This window comes from Paenibacillus sp. FSL k6-2145 (assembly GCF_037976585.1).
GTDB lineage: Bacteria > Bacillota > Bacilli > Paenibacillales > Paenibacillaceae > Paenibacillus.
The window spans coordinates 1,224,660-1,243,571 of record NZ_CP150267.1 but is presented as its reverse complement, the minus strand read 5'-3'; the positions used below and the strand labels follow the sequence as shown (position 1 = coordinate 1,243,571).

The following is an 18,912-nucleotide window of genomic DNA, read 5'->3' as shown; positions in this document are numbered from 1 at the left end:
GATTGAAAATAATCGAAAAAATAATGCTTGCAAAGAGAACTTCAACATGATATATTATAAAAGTCGCCGCTGAAACGACAACAACATGAAAAACAGCACTAAATTGAATGTTTGATCTTTGAAAACTGAACAACGAGTGAGTAAACATTCTGCTTGCAGAATGAACGCGAAAGTTTGAGACAAGCCTTGGCTTGAATCAGCTGGAGCACAAATGAGATTTTTAATCTCGTCAGATTCAAATGAGCTTATCGCTCTTTTCAATACTTTATTGGAGAGTTTGATCCTGGCTCAGGACGAACGCTGGCGGCATGCCTAATACATGCAAGTCGAGCGGAGTTGATAGGAAGCTTGCTTCCTTGATACTTAGCGGCGGACGGGTGAGTAACACGTAGGCAACCTGCCCTCAAGTTTGGGACAACTACCGGAAACGGTAGCTAATACCGAATAATTGTTTTCTTCGCCTGAAGGAAACTGGAAAGACGGAGCAATCTGTCACTTGGGGATGGGCCTGCGGCGCATTAGCTAGTTGGTGGGGTAACGGCTCACCAAGGCGACGATGCGTAGCCGACCTGAGAGGGTGATCGGCCACACTGGGACTGAGACACGGCCCAGACTCCTACGGGAGGCAGCAGTAGGGAATCTTCCGCAATGGGCGAAAGCCTGACGGAGCAATGCCGCGTGAGTGATGAAGGTTTTCGGATCGTAAAGCTCTGTTGCCAGGGAAGAACGCTTGGGAGAGTAACTGCTCTCAAGGTGACGGTACCTGAGAAGAAAGCCCCGGCTAACTACGTGCCAGCAGCCGCGGTAATACGTAGGGGGCAAGCGTTGTCCGGAATTATTGGGCGTAAAGCGCGCGCAGGCGGTCATTTAAGTCTGGTGTTTAATCCCGGGGCTCAACCCCGGATCGCACTGGAAACTGGGTGACTTGAGTGCAGAAGAGGAGAGTGGAATTCCACGTGTAGCGGTGAAATGCGTAGATATGTGGAGGAACACCAGTGGCGAAGGCGACTCTCTGGGCTGTAACTGACGCTGAGGCGCGAAAGCGTGGGGAGCAAACAGGATTAGATACCCTGGTAGTCCACGCCGTAAACGATGAGTGCTAGGTGTTAGGGGTTTCGATACCCTTGGTGCCGAAGTTAACACATTAAGCACTCCGCCTGGGGAGTACGGTCGCAAGACTGAAACTCAAAGGAATTGACGGGGACCCGCACAAGCAGTGGAGTATGTGGTTTAATTCGAAGCAACGCGAAGAACCTTACCAGGTCTTGACATCCCTCTGACCGGTACAGAGATGTACCTTTCCTTCGGGACAGAGAAGACAGGTGGTGCATGGTTGTCGTCAGCTCGTGTCGTGAGATGTTGGGTTAAGTCCCGCAACGAGCGCAACCCTTATATTTAGTTGCCAGCACTTCGGGTGGGCACTCTAGATAGACTGCCGGTGACAAACCGGAGGAAGGTGGGGATGACGTCAAATCATCATGCCCCTTATGACCTGGGCTACACACGTACTACAATGGCCGGTACAACGGGCTGCGAAATCGCGAGATGGAGCCAATCCCAACAAAGCCGGTCTCAGTTCGGATTGCAGGCTGCAACTCGCCTGCATGAAGTCGGAATTGCTAGTAATCGCGGATCAGCATGCCGCGGTGAATACGTTCCCGGGTCTTGTACACACCGCCCGTCACACCACGAGAGTTTATAACACCCGAAGTCGGTGGGGTAACCGCAAGGAGCCAGCCGCCGAAGGTGGGATAGATGATTGGGGTGAAGTCGTAACAAGGTAGCCGTATCGGAAGGTGCGGCTGGATCACCTCCTTTCTATGGAGAATCGTTTCCTGCAACGGAAACATTCAAATATAAAATCTAGCCAGGTCGGCTAGTTACTCACTCGTTGCTCAGTTTTGAGAGCTCAAACTCTCAAACGTTTGGTGGCGATAGCGAAGGGGTTCCACACGTTCCCATCCCGAACACGACCGTTAAGCCCTTCAGCGTCAATGGTACTTGGACCGCAGGGTCCTGGGAGAGTAGAACGCCGCCAAGTGTAACCCATTTTGGGTTCAAATAGTATATATAATGTGGGCCCTTAGCTCAGTTGGTTAGAGCGCACCTCTGATAAGGGTGAGGCCGGTGGTTCGAGTCCACCAGGGCCCACCATCTATACCTTTAAACTTTATATGGGGCCATAGCTCAGCTGGGAGAGCGCCTGCCTTGCAAGCAGGAGGTCAGCGGTTCGATCCCGCTTGGCTCCACCAAATATGTTTTACAAGTTTGTTCTTTGAAAACTAGATATCGAAACGAAACAAACGCGAATTAGAACATTCCTTTAAGCTGATCTTGTGTAAACAAGTGAAGTGTTTTTATAAGGTAGATTGCATGAGCGAGTGATCGAAATGGAACGACTTTTGGATTTGCGCAAGCAAACCAAGCGGAGTGACAGCTCGAACACGAGCGATATGGTTAAGCTACTAAGAGCACACGGAGGATGCCTAGGCGCTAGGAGCCGATGAAGGACGTGGCGAACAACGAAACTGCCTCGGGGAGCTGTAAGCAAGCTTTGATCCGGGGGTGTCCGAATGGGGAAACCCAGCTGGGGTAATTTCCAGTTACTCACAACTGAATACATAGGTTGTGTAGAGGCATACCAGGGGAACTGAAACATCTAAGTACCCTGAGGAAGAGAAAACAATAGTGATTCCGTCAGTAGCGGCGAGCGAACGCGGAGAAGCCCAAACCAGAGAGCTTGCTCTTTGGGGTTGTGGGACGTCTCACATGGAGTTACAAAGGAACCGGTTAAGCGAAGAGGTCTGGAAAGGCCCGCCAAAGAAGGTAAAAGCCCTGTAGTTGAAAGTCTGTTCCCTCCGAGACGGATCCCGAGTAGTGCGGGGCACGTGAAACCCCGTATGAATCCGGCAGGACCATCTGCCAAGGCTAAATACTTCCTAGCGACCGATAGTGAAGCAGTACCGTGAGGGAAAGGTGAAAAGCACCCCGGAAGGGGAGTGAAATAGAACCTGAAACCGTGTGCTTACAAAAAGTCAGAGCCCGTTTTAGGGGTGATGGCGTGCCTTTTGTAGAATGAACCGGCGAGTTACGTTCCCGTGCAAGGTTAAGGTGAAGAGCCGGAGCCGCAGCGAAAGCGAGTCTGAATAGGGCGAATTAGTACGTGGACGTAGACCCGAAACCGGGTGATCTACCCCTGTCCAGGGTGAAGGTGCGGTAACACGCACTGGAGGCCCGAACCCACGCATGTTGAAAAATGCGGGGATGAGGTGGGGGTAGCGGAGAAATTCCAATCGAACTCGGAGATAGCTGGTTCTCCCCGAAATAGCTTTAGGGCTAGCCTCGGAAAACAGAGTCGTGGAGGTAGAGCACTGATTGGGTGCGGGGCCCGCAAGGGTTACCAAGCTCAGTCAAACTCCGAATGCCATAGACTTACTTCCGGGAGTCAGACAGTGAGTGCTAAGATCCATTGTCAAAAGGGAAACAGCCCAGACCATCAGCTAAGGTCCCCAAGTGTGTGTTAAGTGGGAAAGGATGTGGAGTTGCACAGACAACCAGGATGTTGGCTTAGAAGCAGCCACCATTGAAAGAGTGCGTAATAGCTCACTGGTCGAGTGACTCTGCGCCGAAAATGTAACGGGGCTAAACACACCACCGAAGCTATGGCTTGATGCTTTGCATCAGGGGTAGGGGAGCGTTGTATAAGGGTTGAAGGTGTACCGTAAGGAGCGCTGGACATTATACAAGTGAGAATGCCGGTATGAGTAACGAAAAGATCAGTGAGAATCTGATCCGCCGAAAGCCTAAGGGTTCCTGAGGAAGGCTCGTCCGCTCAGGGTAAGTCGGGACCTAAGGCGAGGCCGAAAGGCGTAGTCGAAGGACAACAGGTCGAAATTCCTGTACCACCGTAAGCCGTTATGAGCAATGGGGGGACGCAGTAGGGTAGTGACGCGGACTGATGGATGTCCGTCTAAGCAGTGAGGCTGATGTGTAGGCAAATCCGCACATTGTAAGGCTGAGCTGTGATGGGGAGCGAAAATTATAGTAGCGAAGGTCATGATCTCACACTGCCAAGAAAAGCCTCTAGCCAGGTGAAGGTGCCCGTACCGCAAACCGACACAGGTAGGCGAGAAGAGTATTCTAAGGCGCGCGGAAGAACTCTCGTTAAGGAACTCGGCAAAATGACCCCGTAACTTCGGGAGAAGGGGTGCCCCGGTAGTGTGAATAGCACGAGGGGGCCGCAGTGAAAAGGCCCAAGCGACTGTTTAGCAAAAACACAGGTCTGTGCGAAGCCGTAAGGCGAAGTATACGGGCTGACGCCTGCCCGGTGCTGGAAGGTTAAGGGGAGTGGTTAGGGAGTAATCCCGAAGCTGTGAACCGAAGCCCCAGTAAACGGCGGCCGTAACTATAACGGTCCTAAGGTAGCGAAATTCCTTGTCAGGTAAATTCTGACCCGCACGAATGGCGTAACGACTTGGGCGCTGTCTCAACGAGAGATCCGGTGAAATTTTAATACCTGTGAAGATGCAGGTTACCCGCGACAAGACGGAAAGACCCCATGGAGCTTTACTGCAGCTTGATATTGAATTTGGGTACGATCTGTACAGGATAGGTGGGAGCCTTTGAAGTGGGAGCGCAAGCTTCCATGGAGGCAACGTTGGGATACCACCCTGATCGTATCTAGGTTCTAACCTGGTACCGTAATCCGGTGCGGGGACAGTGTCAGGTGGGCAGTTTGACTGGGGCGGTCGCCTCCTAAAGAGTAACGGAGGCGCCCAAAGGTTCCCTCAGAATGGTTGGAAATCATTCGAAGAGTGCAAAGGCATAAGGGAGCTTGACTGCGAGACCTACAAGTCGAGCAGGGACGAAAGTCGGGCTTAGTGATCCGGTGGTACCGCATGGAAGGGCCATCGCTCAACGGATAAAAGCTACCCTGGGGATAACAGGCTTATCTCCCCCAAGAGTCCACATCGACGGGGAGGTTTGGCACCTCGATGTCGGCTCATCGCATCCTGGGGCTGAAGTAGGTCCCAAGGGTTGGGCTGTTCGCCCATTAAAGCGGTACGCGAGCTGGGTTCAGAACGTCGTGAGACAGTTCGGTCCCTATCTGTCGTGGGCGTAGGAAATTTGAGAGGAGCTGTCCTTAGTACGAGAGGACCGGGATGGACGTACCGCTGGTGTACCAGTTGTTCCGCCAGGAGCACCGCTGGGTAGCTATGTACGGACGGGATAAACGCTGAAAGCATCTAAGCGTGAAGCCCCCCTCAAGATGAGATTTCCCAGTATGTAAGACCCCTTGAAGACGACGAGGTAGATAGGCTGGGGGTGGAAGTGCAGCAATGCATGGAGCTGACCAGTACTAATCGGTCGAGGGCTTATCCAAATATGCAAGTGATAATTCGCGTGTTTCGTTTCGAATCTAGTTTTCAGAGAACGATCTCTGAAATGTAAGCTATGCGTTTGGTGGCGATGGCGGAGGGGTTCCACACGTACCCATCCCGAACACGACCGTTAAGCCCTCTAGCGCCGATGGTACTTGGACCGCAGGGTCCTGGGAGAGTAGGACGCCGCCAAGCGAACTCTTTCATCATACATAGAAAACAGGCTCTGCATGTGGACGTTGTACGATGAATTGCATTTGCCCTGCAAATGCATATTATTCCCTGATAGCTCAGTTGGTAGAGCACTCGACTGTTAATCGAGTTGTCACAGGTTCGAGCCCTGTTCGGGGAGCCATTTGCTCTCATAGCTCAGTAGGTAGAGTGCATCCATGGTAAGGATGAGGTCACCGGTTCGATCCCGGTTGAGAGCTTTGGAAATGGGGCCCGTTGGTCAAGGGGTTAAGACACCTCCCTTTCACGGAGGTAACAGGGGTTCGAATCCCCTACGGGTCATATAGTTGGAGGCTTAGCTCAGCTGGGAGAGCATCTGCCTTACAAGCAGAGGGTCGGGGGTTCGATCCCCTCAGCCTCCACCATATTTTTATTGGGGATTAGCCAAGCGGTAAGGCAACGGACTTTGACTCCGTCATGCATAGGTTCAAATCCTATATCCCCAGCCATTTTAGTATGAGTCATTAGCTCAGTTGGTAGAGCACCTGACTTTTAATCAGGGTGTCGAAGGTTCGAGCCCTTCATGACTCACCATTATATGCGCGTGTGGCGGAATTGGCAGACGCACTAGACTTAGGATCTAGCGTCTTTGACGTGGGGGTTCAAGTCCCTCCACGCGCATCCTTTATTTGCGGAAGTGGCTCAGCGGTAGAGCATCGCCTTGCCAAGGCGAGGGTCGCGGGTTCGATTCCCGTCTTCCGCTCCAATATTTTGCGCCCTTAGCTCAGCTGGATAGAGCGTTTGACTACGAATCAAAAGGCCGGGAGTTCGAATCTCTCAGGGCGCGCCATTATTTTTTTAGTATCGGGATGTAGCTCAGCTTGGTAGAGCACCTGGTTTGGGACCAGGGGGTCGCATGTTCAAATCGTGTCATCCCGATTTTTTTGTTTATGCGGGTGTAGTTCAATGGTAGAACTTTAGCCTTCCAAGCTAATAGCGTGGGTTCGATTCCCATCACCCGCTTACAGGATATAATGAAAGAGCCTTTGCAGATGCAGAGGTTTTTTTATTTTTATTAACGTAATAATTAGTAGTTATTTTATATAATATTTTATGTAAGGTACAGTGCAGGTTTATTCAAAAAGAGCCAAGACCCCTTTGCAATCCAAATAGGGAGGTCTTGGCTCTTCTGTTTATCTCTGTGGATGAGCTGCTTCTAAGACGTAGCAGCTATTGTAACGTGACGTGCGTACAATTTAACGTTCGTTGTGATCCGTCACTCTTCTACGCATGCCCGCTAATCCAAGCAGTCCCAGCAAACCGAGCCAGCCCCAATCCATGCCGTTATCACGGTCGGTTGTTGTGGCGTTTGCACGAACACTGTTGGTACGATAGTCACCATTGTTGCGGTAGTTTCCATCCATATTCAGGTTGGTGTTTGTGCGATCCATGTAGTTGGTGTCCTGATAAGACCGGACACGTGATCCATTGGTGTTGGTATCCATTCCTTTGGACATTTGACCATCAGCTGCAGCAGGGCCAGCCATCGCGGCCACCAGAAGCACGGAAGCAATAATTGTTGTACCTTTCTTCATCATTTAAATTCCTCCTTTTTGGTTAGAGCTATAGATTAATCTGCCCAAAAAGCTAAGAACATTATGTAGAAATGGTCTGTTAAGATATCCCTACAATTACAGTAGGTTAGGAACACACATAAGAACCTCCCCTAATAAGCAGACTTGTAGTGAAAAGAAATTTATAATTACATCTTTAATTTATTGCGTCACTGTGGTAAAGTATACAAAAGCTTGCTTTGCCGGTCATGTTTCTTTGTATATCATCTGTTCTCAAACAATGAAATTATGCGGTTTAACCTTACAATCAGGTACATGGGATCATATCTAAAAGAACTGTATATTTATGAGTTTTTAAGAATAGGTATGAGACTTTTGATTTATCTAAAGTACGTGAAAAAGGTATCATGCGACAGTATATGACCATTAATTGAAGCAGAACAAGAAAATGAATAAAAAAGCGTGTTTTTGTGCTGTAAATCGGGGATAATCCCCATTTTTTCTAGTAGAAAAATAAAGATTTTCGTACCATTTTATTGTATGATGTTATGAAGGTGTCAAATTTACGTGTACGAATGGAACGATCAGATGGGAGGATAAGCATGACTGAAACTATGGTAACCGCCAGCAAAAGCCAATCCAACAACCTGCTTCGGCGAGACGTGCGGTTCCTGGGCAATATACTCGGAGAAGTTCTTGTCCATCAAGGCGGCACGGAGCTTCTAGATATCGTTGAGAAGATTCGGGAAACGAGCAAATCGTTGCGTGCAGAATTTCTGCCAGAACTCTATGCAGAGTTCAAAACGATGATCCAGGAATTAGACTCGGACAATCGTCATCAGGTTATTCGGGCTTTCGCTATTTATTTTCAATTAGTTAATATTGCTGAACAAAACCATCGGATCCGGCGTAAACGGGATTATGAACGTTCTGCAGGGGACGCTGTGCAGCCAGGATCGATTGAGAAAGCAGTACAGGATCTTAAGGAACGTGGACTGTCTCATACAGAGGTGGAAGAGATTCTTGATGATTTGTCATTGGAACTCGTCATGACAGCTCACCCAACCGAAGCCATGCGCCGGGTTATTCTGGACATCCACAAGCGGATATCCGAAGATGTCATGTCACTTGATAATCCTACGCTGACGTTGCGTGAACGTGAACAGTTGCGTGAGAAACTGCTGAATGAGGTTATTACACTCTGGCAGACAGATGAACTTCGCGACCGTAAACCGACTGTACTCGATGAAGTGCGGAACGGGATGTATTACTTTCATGAAACGTTGTTCCACGTACTTCCGGATGTATATCAGGAGCTGGAACGCTGCCTGAACAAATTTTATCCTGACCATGACTGGCATGTGCCGACGTATTTGCGGTTCGGTTCCTGGATCGGTGGAGACCGGGATGGAAATCCTTCGGTAACTTCAGATGTAACATGGCAGACGCTGTTGATGCAACGCAAGCTCGCTTTGCGTGAATACCAACGGATTATGATTGAACTTATGGGCCATCTCAGCTTCAGCACAAACATCATCCATGTATCGGATGAGCTGGTGCAGTCGATTGAGCAGGACCGTAATTCTGTTACATTGAAAAAAGTGGATATCTGGCGGAATGAAAAAGAGCCATACCGCATCAAATTGGCCTATATGATTGCCAAGCTGAACAATGTACTGGATGAGAACAAATTAGGTCGGCCTGACCGTTATCATAGCGCACAGGATTTGATTGATGAACTGATGATTATTGATCGAAGTCTGCGCCATCATTTTGCCGATTACGTAGCAGATACGACCATTCGCAAAATGATTCGTCAAGTCGAGTTGTTTGGTTTCCATACCGCAGCATTGGATGTGCGTCAGCACAGTAAGGAACATGAAAATGCGATGTCGGAGATTTTGGCGAAAATGAACATTGTAGAGGATTATGCGCGTCTGACTGAAGACGGTAAAATCGATCTGCTTGCTCGTTTGCTGGATGATCCACGTCCGCTTACTTCTCCTTATCACCAATACACGGAGGGAACCAAAGAGTGTCTGGATGTCTTCCGTACCATTAAACGTGCCCAGAACGAATTTGGGGACGGCTGTATCACAAGTTACCTGATCAGTATGACGCAGGGCGCAAGTGATTTGCTTGAGGTTATGGTATTTGCCAAGGAAGTGGGCTTATTCACCAAAGGTCACAACGGTGACGTTGTATCTACACTTCAAGCGGTACCGCTGTTTGAAACGATTGATGATCTACATGCGGCTTCGGACATTATGGAGAAGCTGTTCAACCTTCCTGTATACCGCGCAAGCGTAAAAGGACGGAATGAACTGCATGAAATCATGCTTGGTTATTCAGACAGTAACAAGGATGGCGGAGTGGTTACAGCCAACTGGGAACTGCGCGTAGCAATGAATGCCATCACGGCTGTAGGTAATGAACACGGCGTTAAGCTGAAGTTCTTCCATGGACGTGGCGGGGCTCTTGGACGTGGCGGCATGCCACTCAACCGCAGTATTCTTGCTCAACCACCGCATACCATTGGTGGAGGCATCAAGATTACGGAGCAGGGAGAGGTTATTTCTTCCCGTTATTCCCTTCAGGGGATTGCATACCGCAGTCTGGAGCAAGCAACTTCGGCTTTGATTACAGCAGCACTTAATGGGCTAGAGCCTCAGGAGTCAGCATCCGAGCGCCATTGGGACAGCATCATCAAAGAGATTTCGGAAGTATCTCTGACGAAATATCAGGACCTGATTTTCCGTGATCCAGACTTCTTTACCTTCTTCAAAGAATCAACGCCGCTTCCGGAGGTTGGTGAACTGAATATTGGTTCCCGTCCATCCAAGCGTAAAAATAGCGATAAGTTTGAAGATCTGAGAGCGATCCCTTGGGTATTCGCATGGACTCAAAGTCGATATCTGCTTCCGGCATGGTACGCGGCAGGAACAGGATTGCAAAGTTACTATCAGGATAAAGAGGAAAATCTAATTGTCCTGAAAGAAATGTATGCAAGCTTCCCATTCTTCCGTACATTAATTGATACGGTACAGATGGCCGTAGCCAAGGCAGATCTGGTGATTGCCAAAGAATATTCAGCAATGACTTCGAACAAGGAAGCCCGTGATCGCATATACGGTCAGATCGAAGCCGAGTTCAAGCTCACAAAAGAGCTGATTCTGAAAATTACCGGAGAAGCTGAAATTCTGGATGATGTACCGGTTATTCAAGAATCCATTCGCCTTCGTAACCCTTATGTAGATCCGTTGTCCTACATGCAGGTTCAACTTCTGAGCGAGCTCAGAGATATGCGTGAACGTGGTGAGGACGATACGGAGCTGCTTAGAGAAGTGTTGTTGACTATAAACGGTATTGCTGCAGGGCTGCGTAATACAGGTTGATGCCTGAACTGATGCATATGAATAATTCATATGTAACAAAGTACTCATTACTTTGTTAACTAAAAAGCTCCATTCTCTGCTCTACGGAGTGAGAGATGAAACGGGACTCCTGCGGGAGTTCCCGTTTTTACTGTTTTTGGCGGATATTTGTCATACAGTCTTGATTTTTGACCAAAGTTGATTTACGATTTGATTGGTGAATTACAAGTGTGGACGGGTATCAGAAGACGGAAGACCCATCAGCATGTCTGGGGGAATAAGGGTGGACAATTTGGAGAACAGGCTTGTGAAACTGGTGCTCAAGGGCGACCAGAGAGCCTTCGCAGAAATCGTTGAACTATATAAGGACAAGCTATTTCATTTGGCATACCGGATGCTGAACAATCGTCATGAAGCTGAAGACGTTGTGCAGGAGACGTTTTTGCGTGTGTTTCGTAATATGGAGAAGTACGATCCGAACCAGAAGTTCTCAACCTGGATCTACCGGATCGCGACAAATCTGTGTATTGACCGACTGCGCAGAAAGAAACCTTCATACTCTTTGGATGCTGAACTGAATGACCAGGAAGGATCTGATGGTTATGCGATGCTCCCGAGTGATGATCGTACACCGGAGAGTGAAGCGCTCCTGTCAGAAACGCAGACACTCATTCGTGAGGCCATTGACAGTTTGCCAGCCAAGTATAAGTCCGTTATGATTCTGAGATATTTACAGGACTTGTCGCTACAGGAAATCAGTGACGTGACAGGTATGCCCGTAACAACGATCAAGACACGCGTTCATCGGGGCCGTGATTTTCTACGTAAAAAATTGGAGTATAAGTTATAAATGTTAAACGCCTTTAAATATGGGCGAAATTATTTGAAACATATCCGAAACGGATGCGTATGTAATGTATGCAAGTCTTATGCGTGCTTTTTAATGGCACATGGACTAAGTGATTTAAGAAAGGATTGGCTCTCATATGGATTGCAACTCGGCCGTCTCTTTAATGCATGAATGTTTGGATGAGTCGTTGTCCCCGGCCCAGAAGGTTGAACTGAAAAGTCACCTTGTGATCTGTCCGGATTGTCGCATGCGCTTTAAAGAGTTGGAACAGACGGAAATGTTACTCTTTGCCATGAAACACTATTCACCGTCTGCCTCTGATGAGCTGACCAATCGAATTATGAATGCTCTGCCCCAGCCCAAGAGACAGCAAGCATGGCTCAAATGGGTCAAAGGACATCCCGCGCTGACGGCGGCAGCCTTCTTTTTGGTCGTGATGCTCTTTAGCGCCTTGAATTTCTGGAATCAGAATAACGAAATGGTTGTTAAGGGAAATAATCTGGACCAGATCGTGATTCAGGGTAACACGGTTATTGTTCCTGAAGGTAAGTCAATTGCTGGCGATCTTACGATAGAAAATGGAACCGCACAAGTATATGGTGATGTGAACGGCAATCTGACGGTTATCGACGGACAACTGTTTCAGGCTTCAACGGCGCATATTTCAGGTCAGGTGAAAAGTATTGATCAGGCGCTGGACTGGTTCTGGTACAAAATAACCAATATGGTAAATGAAGTGGCTTATCGCTAGAACAGGGTAAAATCTTCAATGGTATATACCAAGCAGGGTACCTCCAGATTGCATGGGGTACTCTTTTTTTATACGCAAACTTTGTAATTCATGGTAAATGTGATGTTTATGTGCAGTTTGAGACTGCCGTAACTTGCAACCTGAACGTTAACGTTATAACCTAGATACTAAAGAGAACATACTACTACATATAGATACGCATTTTGCACAAATTGAATGATGCAGAAATGCGGAGACAAAGGATTATATAAAATCCTAATGGGTTAATATGAGATCAGGGTTTACTCATCAATGGGGATAGCGGGGGCTGGCTTATGAATTATTTTGCTGACTTAACGTGGACAGAGTCCATTAAGGACGTTATCGATATATTGATCGTTACCTATATTATGTACAAACTGATTTTGCTTGTGCGAGGGACACGTGCGGTTCAGCTCCTGAAAGGAATTCTGTTCCTTGTGCTGATCTGGGCATTAAGTACGTGGCTAAACCTGTATACGCTCAAATGGTTAATGAACCAGATGTTTACGTTTGGTGTTGTTGCGGTGTTCATTATCTTTCAGCCGGAACTGCGTCGTGGTCTGGAGCAATTGGGACGCGGTAAGCTGTTTGGACGTTCAGCGGCAGCGAGTGATGAAGAATTAACGGTGTTAATTGGTGAGATTATTAAGTCAGTTAATTATTTGTCACGGCGTAAAATTGGCGCATTGGTCGTATTTGAACGTGAAACGGGTCTGAACGATTACACGGAATCGGGCATTAAGATGCAATCTCTGGTCAGCTCGGAGCTGATGATTAACATCTTTATTCCAAATACACCGCTCCATGATGGAGCCGTTATTATACAGGGAAAACAGATTTCGGCGGCAGCTTGTTATTTGCCATTATCGGAGAATCCTTTTATCAGTAAGGAACTGGGAACACGTCACCGTGCAGCAATCGGGATTACCGAAGTTGCAGATGCGATCTGTTTGGTTGTCTCCGAGGAGACAGGACAAGTGTCACTTGCAATGAATGGACAGGTCGTTCGTGATATTAAGGAAGAATCGCTGATTGCCAAACTGTATGAGGAGTTGCGCCCTACATCCAATCTGAAAAAGAATGGCTGGACAACCTTCTGGAAACGGAAGGGAGGACGTAACAATGGATAAGTGGTTTAACAATAATAACTTTGCCAAAATACTTGCGCTTGCGGTGAGCCTGCTGCTCTGGTTCATGATTCATCTGGATGAAGTACCAACCACACCTACGATTACAACAGGGACAACCAACAAGGTTGTGGAACGTACGGTGCCTGTTCAACCTTATGGATTAGACAGCAACAGTTATGTGCTTACTTCATTAAGTACGGATGAGGTCCGGCTGGAGATCAAAGGACAGCGCTCGATGCTAACATCGATTTTTACGAATGACGATTACAAAGTACTGGTCGATCTGAGTCAGGTGAAAGATGGGTCCAATACACTGCCACTTGTACCTGATTTGCCTTCCGGGGTAGAAGTGGTCAGCATGGAACCTTCCATGGTTACGGTGAATGTAGAAAAATTGGGCACCAAATCCTTCAATGTGAATATTGTACCCGAAGGGGAACCATCCGCCGGATACAGCGCTGGAACGCCCGTAATTGAACCTTCGACGCCGGTTAAGGTAACTCTGCCCGAAGGACAACTCGAGGCTGTAGCGAAGGTCCAGGGCAGTGTGAGCGTGAAAGATGCCAAGGAAGATGTCATACAGAAAAAAGTGAAACTTCAAGCATACGATGCTGAAGGCAAGGTCCTTGAAAATGCGATTATAACGCCTCAAACGGTTGAAGTCCGAGTTCCGGTCAATCAGCCCTATACATCTGTACCCTTAAGAATCAAATATTCGGGACAGCTTCCGGAAGGCCTGGTACTCTCCACGGTAGAGCCAAGCGTGAAAGAAGTCTCGGTTTATGGATCAGAGGATGCGCTTGCGGGTATACAGGCCTACGACCAAGTAACCCTTGATCTTACACAGTTTGATCAGTCGGGTACATCGACAGTTAACGTGGACTTGACGCCGCCTTCCGGTTTTGAGAAAATCGAGCCTAGTTCGATTCAGATCAAGGTAACCATATCACCATTTGACGAGGCAGAGGAGACAACCAAAGTCTTTCCGAACGTCCCCATCACACTTACCGGTGCGGGGAATGGACTGGAAGGGACGCTGGTTACGCCTAGAAGCGGCGGTCTGAACCTTACACTCACAGGCTCAGCTAGTATGCTTGAGGGTCTAAGTAGTGATGATCTCACGTTGACCGGGGATCTCACTGGACTTGCGGTCGGAACGCATGAGATCAAGCTTGAAGCCGACCTGCCCCGTTATGCCAAACTGGATGAATCATCCAATGCTCTGAGTGCAACGGTCAAAATTAGCGAAAAGGCTGAAGACACCACAACTACTCCTAGCGAAGATCCGACTGACGAGGGAACGGTAGCACCTGACCCTTCACCAGCCGAGGTCGAAAATGGGGAAACGGAGCCTGTTCCTGATGAAGAAGAAACGGAATCGAATACGGATACTCAGGATCAGGGTCAACAGGGGAGCACAAGCAGTCGAGGTAATTTAAATAATAATAACAGCGGTACTGGCAGTAAAAGTGGCGCGAATCCGTAAACGTTCTAATTTTAAAATTCTCAAAAAATAATAATAGTGCTCGTATATGATGCGAATAGAAGGAGTTAAATCATGGGGAAATATTTTGGTACAGACGGTGTAAGAGGGGTTGCCAATAAAGAGTTAACGGCAGAGCTGGCTTACAGCATTGGACGTTGTGGTGGTTACGTGCTTGCAGGTGGTGTGGAAAGACCAAAAGTGGTTATCGGCATGGATACTCGTATCTCGGGATTGATGTTGGAATCCGCACTGGTTGCAGGCCTGTTGTCCATTGGCGCTGATGTGATCCGTCTGGGCGTTGTATCCACTCCGGGAGTGGCGTATATTGCACGTTTGTTGAAAGCTGACGCGGGCGTGATGATCTCGGCTTCCCACAATCCGGTTGAGGATAACGGAATCAAGTTCTTTGGTGGAGATGGCTTCAAGCTGTCTGATGAAACAGAGAACCGGATTGAAGAACTGATGGATGCGGAGACAGATCAATTGCCACGGCCAGTTGGTGGCGGGCTGGGTACTGTAACGACAGATGAAGAATCCCGTTATCGTTACCTTGATTTCCTGAAAACGACTGTAAATGAATCGTTCTCTGGACTTAAAATTGTTTTGGACTGTGCAAACGGAGCAGCTTATGAACTGGCACCAAAATTGTTCAGTGAACTAGGTGCAGAAGTCATTGCCATTGGCGCTGAGCCTAACGGCCTGAATATTAATGAGCAATGTGGATCAACTCATCCAGAGAACCTGAAACAAGAAGTGCTCAAACATAAGGCAGATCTGGGTCTTGCTTTTGACGGGGATGCGGATCGTCTTATTGCTATTGATGAGACAGGCGCTGAGGTGGATGGAGACTTCATTCTGTGTATCTGCGGTGATGCGATGAATCGTGCAGGCAAGTTGAAGGACAGTACCGTTGTATCGACCGTTATGAGTAACATCGGATTCTACAAAGCAACGGAGAAACTTGCACTGAAAACAGCTAAAACGGCAGTAGGTGACCGTTATGTGATGGAGGAAATGCGTCGCGGCGGTTACAACTTGGGTGGAGAACAATCTGGCCATGTTATTTTCCTGGATTACAATACAACTGGAGACGGTATGCTGACTGCGATTCAACTCGTGGATACGCTCAAGGCTTCCGGTAAAAAACTGAGTGAACTAAAAGCGCTAATGACCCAGTACCCACAAGTATTGGTGAATGTGCGTGTTGAAGATAAGAGCAAATACGAGGGCAATGCTGCAATCGAGCAAGCTATTGCTACAGTAGAACAACAACTCGGTGATAATGGACGTGTACTCGTTCGTGCTTCAGGTACTGAATCTCTTATCCGTGTTATGGCGGAAGGACCAGATAAAAACGAACTTGAACAATTTGTGTCTCAAATCGCAGATGTAGTGCAAAAAGAACTGGTATAAGACTGGAAGAAATCCCTTGTGCATACGGTTTTCTTAAGGGAATTGTTGTGTATAAAGGGTATGATATAACAGGATTTAGGACATATAGTGCGTGTTCAAAAAGTCTGGTTTTCAGTACCAAGAAGATGGAATGAAGATAGAAATGGAGTAGCGGAGCGTAGGGAAACTACGTGAGCAACGGACATTTCGGCTGAATTTCATATTCGATGCTGATGATGCCGTTAGGCATGATTCGTAATCAAAAGCGGAATTTTTGAATTACCTCTAATGATGGATATTCCTGCGTCCCGGCCTGATGAGACCATAGGTCCGTTTATCCGGTCGGGATTGTAGGTAAATATGCTAAAATTGTCACAGGTACTTTGCTCCATTGCAAAATGGACCTGACGTGCATATAATGAGTGGAGTCGTCATTCAGACACAGAAAGTGAGGAACGTAAGGTTACAGTTACACAAGCGCCAGAGCTTGGAGTTGCGCGGGATGATGTTGATCAGGATTTCTTCGGGTTGAAGAACGGCTGATTAAGATCAACGGCAATCAAGCTGACGAGGTGGAGGTGTTCGGATTGTTCGGCGGGGACCTCCCGGTGAAGCACCAGAGCCGTAAACCGGATTGCGGAAAATGGATAGGTGACTGTCCACACAACGCGCCGGTGCAGGTGCAAGAGTTAAATTAAAATTCAAATGAATGTGCGTGAAGAGCGTAAACAGTACGCGGACGGGAAAATGATGTACATTCATGATTGCATTCATAACAGCTTATGATGACTGCGGGGCGACACGAGGTCGCTCTGATCATTGATAATTGAATAAGTACCAAGTATTCATGAAACGCTAGGCAATCACTCATTTTTCCGATATGCCGCCTCTGCCTGTTTCTCTTCGTGACACAGTATCATATACAAACGGAGGAAATAAACTATGTGCGGTATTGTTGGATATATTGGTAATAAGAACACTCAAGCGGTATTGGTCGAAGGATTGAAGAAACTCGAGTATCGTGGTTATGATTCTGCAGGTATCGCGGTATTTACACCAGAAGGTCTGCAAATCACGAAAGCTCTTGGTCGTCTTGCGAACCTTGAAGCCAAGCTGGATGGTGCACCACTGGTAGGTAATGCCGGAATCGGACACACACGTTGGGCAACTCATGGTAAACCATCGGATGAGAACTCTCATCCACACACGGATGGAAGCCAGAAGTTCTCTGTTGTGCATAACGGTATTATTGAGAACTACCTGGATCTGAAGGACGAATTGATGGCTCAAGGTCACACGTTCACTTCCGAGACAGATACTGAGGTTATCTCTCACCTGATCGCACGTGAATACAATGGTGATATCGTCAAAACAGTACAAAAAGTGATCACGTTGTTGCGTGGCGCATTTGCACTGGGTGTATTGACAGAGCATGAGCCTGAGAAACTCGTAGCTGTGCGTCAAGCAAGCCCATTGATTATTGGTATTGGTGAAGGCGAGAACTTCATTGGTTCCGACATCCCTGCAATTCTGGAACATACACGTAACGTGTACATTCTGAATGATGGTGAAATGGCTGTATTGACACATGATGCTGTCGAATTGATGACGATTGAAGGCAACTTTATTTCTCGGGAAATGATTCGTGTCGATTGGGATGCTGTAACCGCAGAAAAAGGCGGATTTGAGCACTTCATGCTGAAAGAAATTCATGAGCAACCAAAAGCATATCGTGATACTATGCTGGGTCGCATCGATAATGAAGGCAAAAAAGTTCAACTTCCTGAGTTGAAAATGACTGAAGAACAAATTAAAAATATCCGTAACGTTCAAATCATTGCATGTGGTACAGCGTACCATGCAGGTCTGGTTGGACGTACAGTGATTGAGCAATTGGTACGTATTCCGGTTGAAACAGATGTGGCTTCCGAGTACCGTTACCGTTCCCCAATCGTGCACAAAGATACACTTGTAATCGTAGTGAGCCAATCCGGTGAAACTGCCGATACGCTTGCTGCATTGCGTGAAGCACAATCCAATGGTGCACATGTACTGGCAATCACAAACGTAGTGGGTAGCTCCATTGCACGTGATGCAGATGATGTTATCGCAACATTGGCAGGTCCTGAGATTGCAGTAGCTTCTACCAAAGCGTATACTTCGCAGTTGATTGCTTTCAACTTGCTTGGTCTGTACCTTGCACAAGTTCGTGGTACTCAATCTGCAGAAGAGATTGCACACACGCTGGCAGCAATGCAAGCATTGCCTGAGCAAGTGGAATCCATGTTGGAGCAAGCGGAGGCAATCAAAGGGTATGCAGAGCAAATCTCCAAACATGAACATCTCTTCTTCATTGGTCGTGGTCTTGACTATGCAGTAGCTCAAGAAGGATCTTTGAAGCTGAAAGAGATTTCTTATATTCACTCCGAAGCGTATGCTGCGGGTGAGTTGAAACACGGTACGCTTGCATTGATCGAAGACGGTATCCCTGTTATTGCCCTGGCAACGCAGGAGAACGTACTTGAGAAAACAGTGAGCAACATTAAGGAAGTAAAAGCACGTGGCGCAGATGTATTGGCAATTACGTACGAAGAGCACGTAGCACCATTGCTGAAATCCGTAGACCAAGCATTTGCGATTCCTAAGACGTTGCCACTGCTTAGCCCTGCTTTGTCTGTAGTTGCTCTGCAATTGCTGGCATACTATGCTTCCCTGGCACTGGGTCATGATGTGGATAAACCACGTAACCTGGCGAAAAGTGTAACGGTTGAGTAAGGTATTC

At 47.6% G+C, this 18,912-nt stretch carries 8 protein-coding genes, 13 tRNA genes and 4 rRNA genes; 24 read left to right on the top strand and 1 reads right to left on the bottom strand.

The window, feature by feature from the left end; all coding sequences use genetic code 11:
- Nucleotides 1–265: 265 nt before the first annotated feature.
- The 17 genes from NZ043_RS05515 (at nt 266) to NZ043_RS05435 (ending at nt 6,575) form a co-directional block, all read left to right on the top strand.
- Nucleotides 266–1,818: ribosomal RNA gene (locus NZ043_RS05515) — 16S ribosomal RNA — on the top strand.
- A gap of 106 nt (nt 1,819–1,924) precedes the next feature.
- Nucleotides 1,925–2,041, top strand: a 5S ribosomal RNA gene (gene rrf / locus NZ043_RS05510).
- A 36-nt stretch (nt 2,042–2,077) separates the two neighbouring features.
- Nucleotides 2,078–2,154, top strand: a tRNA-Ile gene (locus NZ043_RS05505).
- A 22-nt stretch (nt 2,155–2,176) separates the two neighbouring features.
- Nucleotides 2,177–2,252: transfer RNA gene (locus NZ043_RS05500), tRNA-Ala, on the top strand.
- Between the two features lie 203 nt (nt 2,253–2,455).
- Nucleotides 2,456–5,383: ribosomal RNA gene (locus tag NZ043_RS05495) — 23S ribosomal RNA — on the top strand.
- 76 nt (nt 5,384–5,459) lie between these two features.
- Nucleotides 5,460–5,576, top strand: a 5S ribosomal RNA gene (rrf, locus tag NZ043_RS05490).
- Together the 16S, 23S and 5S rRNA genes with 13 tRNA genes alongside form the textbook arrangement of a ribosomal RNA operon.
- An 84-nt stretch (nt 5,577–5,660) precedes the next feature.
- Nucleotides 5,661–5,736 (top strand) — tRNA-Asn (locus NZ043_RS05485).
- A gap of 3 nt (nt 5,737–5,739) precedes the next feature.
- Nucleotides 5,740–5,812: transfer RNA gene (locus NZ043_RS05480), tRNA-Thr, on the top strand.
- A 10-nt stretch (nt 5,813–5,822) separates the two neighbouring features.
- Nucleotides 5,823–5,894, top strand: a tRNA-Glu gene (locus NZ043_RS05475).
- A gap of 7 nt (nt 5,895–5,901) precedes the next feature.
- Nucleotides 5,902–5,977 (top strand) — tRNA-Val (locus tag NZ043_RS05470).
- 9 nt (nt 5,978–5,986) lie between these two features.
- Nucleotides 5,987–6,061: transfer RNA gene (locus NZ043_RS05465), tRNA-Gln, on the top strand.
- 9 nt (nt 6,062–6,070) lie between these two features.
- Nucleotides 6,071–6,146 (top strand) — tRNA-Lys (locus tag NZ043_RS05460).
- Nucleotides 6,147–6,152: 6 nt separating this feature from the next.
- Nucleotides 6,153–6,233 (top strand) — tRNA-Leu (locus tag NZ043_RS05455).
- 10 nt (nt 6,234–6,243) lie between these two features.
- Nucleotides 6,244–6,318, top strand: a tRNA-Gly gene (locus tag NZ043_RS05450).
- A gap of 7 nt (nt 6,319–6,325) precedes the next feature.
- Nucleotides 6,326–6,402: transfer RNA gene (locus NZ043_RS05445), tRNA-Arg, on the top strand.
- 15 nt (nt 6,403–6,417) lie between these two features.
- Nucleotides 6,418–6,491: transfer RNA gene (locus NZ043_RS05440), tRNA-Pro, on the top strand.
- A gap of 13 nt (nt 6,492–6,504) precedes the next feature.
- Nucleotides 6,505–6,575, top strand: a tRNA-Gly gene (locus tag NZ043_RS05435).
- Between the two features lie 233 nt (nt 6,576–6,808).
- Here the strand turns inward: NZ043_RS05435 and NZ043_RS05430 are convergent.
- Nucleotides 6,809–7,150 carry a WGxxGxxG family protein gene (locus tag NZ043_RS05430; protein WP_091038383.1) on the bottom strand — a complete coding sequence of 114 codons (342 nt, stop codon included), beginning with the start codon at nt 7,148–7,150 and terminating at the stop codon, nt 6,809–6,811.
- A 578-nt stretch (nt 7,151–7,728) separates the two neighbouring features.
- Here NZ043_RS05430 and ppc point away from each other — a divergent pair.
- From ppc to glmS, 7 genes are all read left to right on the top strand, one after another.
- On the top strand, nt 7,729–10,521 hold the full coding sequence (gene ppc / locus NZ043_RS05425) for a phosphoenolpyruvate carboxylase (RefSeq protein WP_339310960.1): 2,793 nt from the start codon (nt 7,729–7,731) through the stop codon (nt 10,519–10,521).
- A gap of 262 nt (nt 10,522–10,783) precedes the next feature.
- The gene (sigW, locus tag NZ043_RS05420; RefSeq protein ID WP_017692117.1) at nt 10,784–11,350 is read left to right on the top strand and encodes an RNA polymerase sigma factor SigW; all 567 of its coding nucleotides are present in this window, start codon (nt 10,784–10,786) and stop codon (nt 11,348–11,350) included.
- Nucleotides 11,351–11,486: 136 nt separating this feature from the next.
- Nucleotides 11,487–12,101 (top strand): zf-HC2 domain-containing protein, encoded by a 615-nt coding sequence (locus NZ043_RS05415; RefSeq protein ID WP_036614042.1) that lies wholly within the window; start codon nt 11,487–11,489, stop codon nt 12,099–12,101.
- 314 nt (nt 12,102–12,415) lie between these two features.
- A complete protein-coding gene (gene cdaA / locus NZ043_RS05410; protein ID WP_047841664.1) occupies nt 12,416–13,252 on the top strand; it encodes a diadenylate cyclase CdaA in 837 nt (278 codons plus the stop codon).
- Nucleotides 13,245–14,738 (top strand): CdaR family protein, encoded by a 1,494-nt coding sequence (locus NZ043_RS05405; protein WP_165980422.1) that lies wholly within the window; start codon nt 13,245–13,247, stop codon nt 14,736–14,738. Before cdaA ends, NZ043_RS05405 begins: the two co-directional genes overlap by 8 nt.
- Nucleotides 14,739–14,810: 72 nt before the next feature.
- The gene (gene glmM, locus NZ043_RS05400; RefSeq protein ID WP_133387215.1) at nt 14,811–16,151 is read left to right on the top strand and encodes a phosphoglucosamine mutase; all 1,341 of its coding nucleotides are present in this window, start codon (nt 14,811–14,813) and stop codon (nt 16,149–16,151) included.
- Between the two features lie 921 nt (nt 16,152–17,072).
- A complete protein-coding gene (gene glmS / locus NZ043_RS05395) occupies nt 17,073–18,905 on the top strand; it encodes a glutamine--fructose-6-phosphate transaminase (isomerizing) (protein WP_339310957.1) in 1,833 nt (610 codons plus the stop codon).
- The last annotated feature ends 7 nt before the right edge of the window (nt 18,906–18,912 follow it).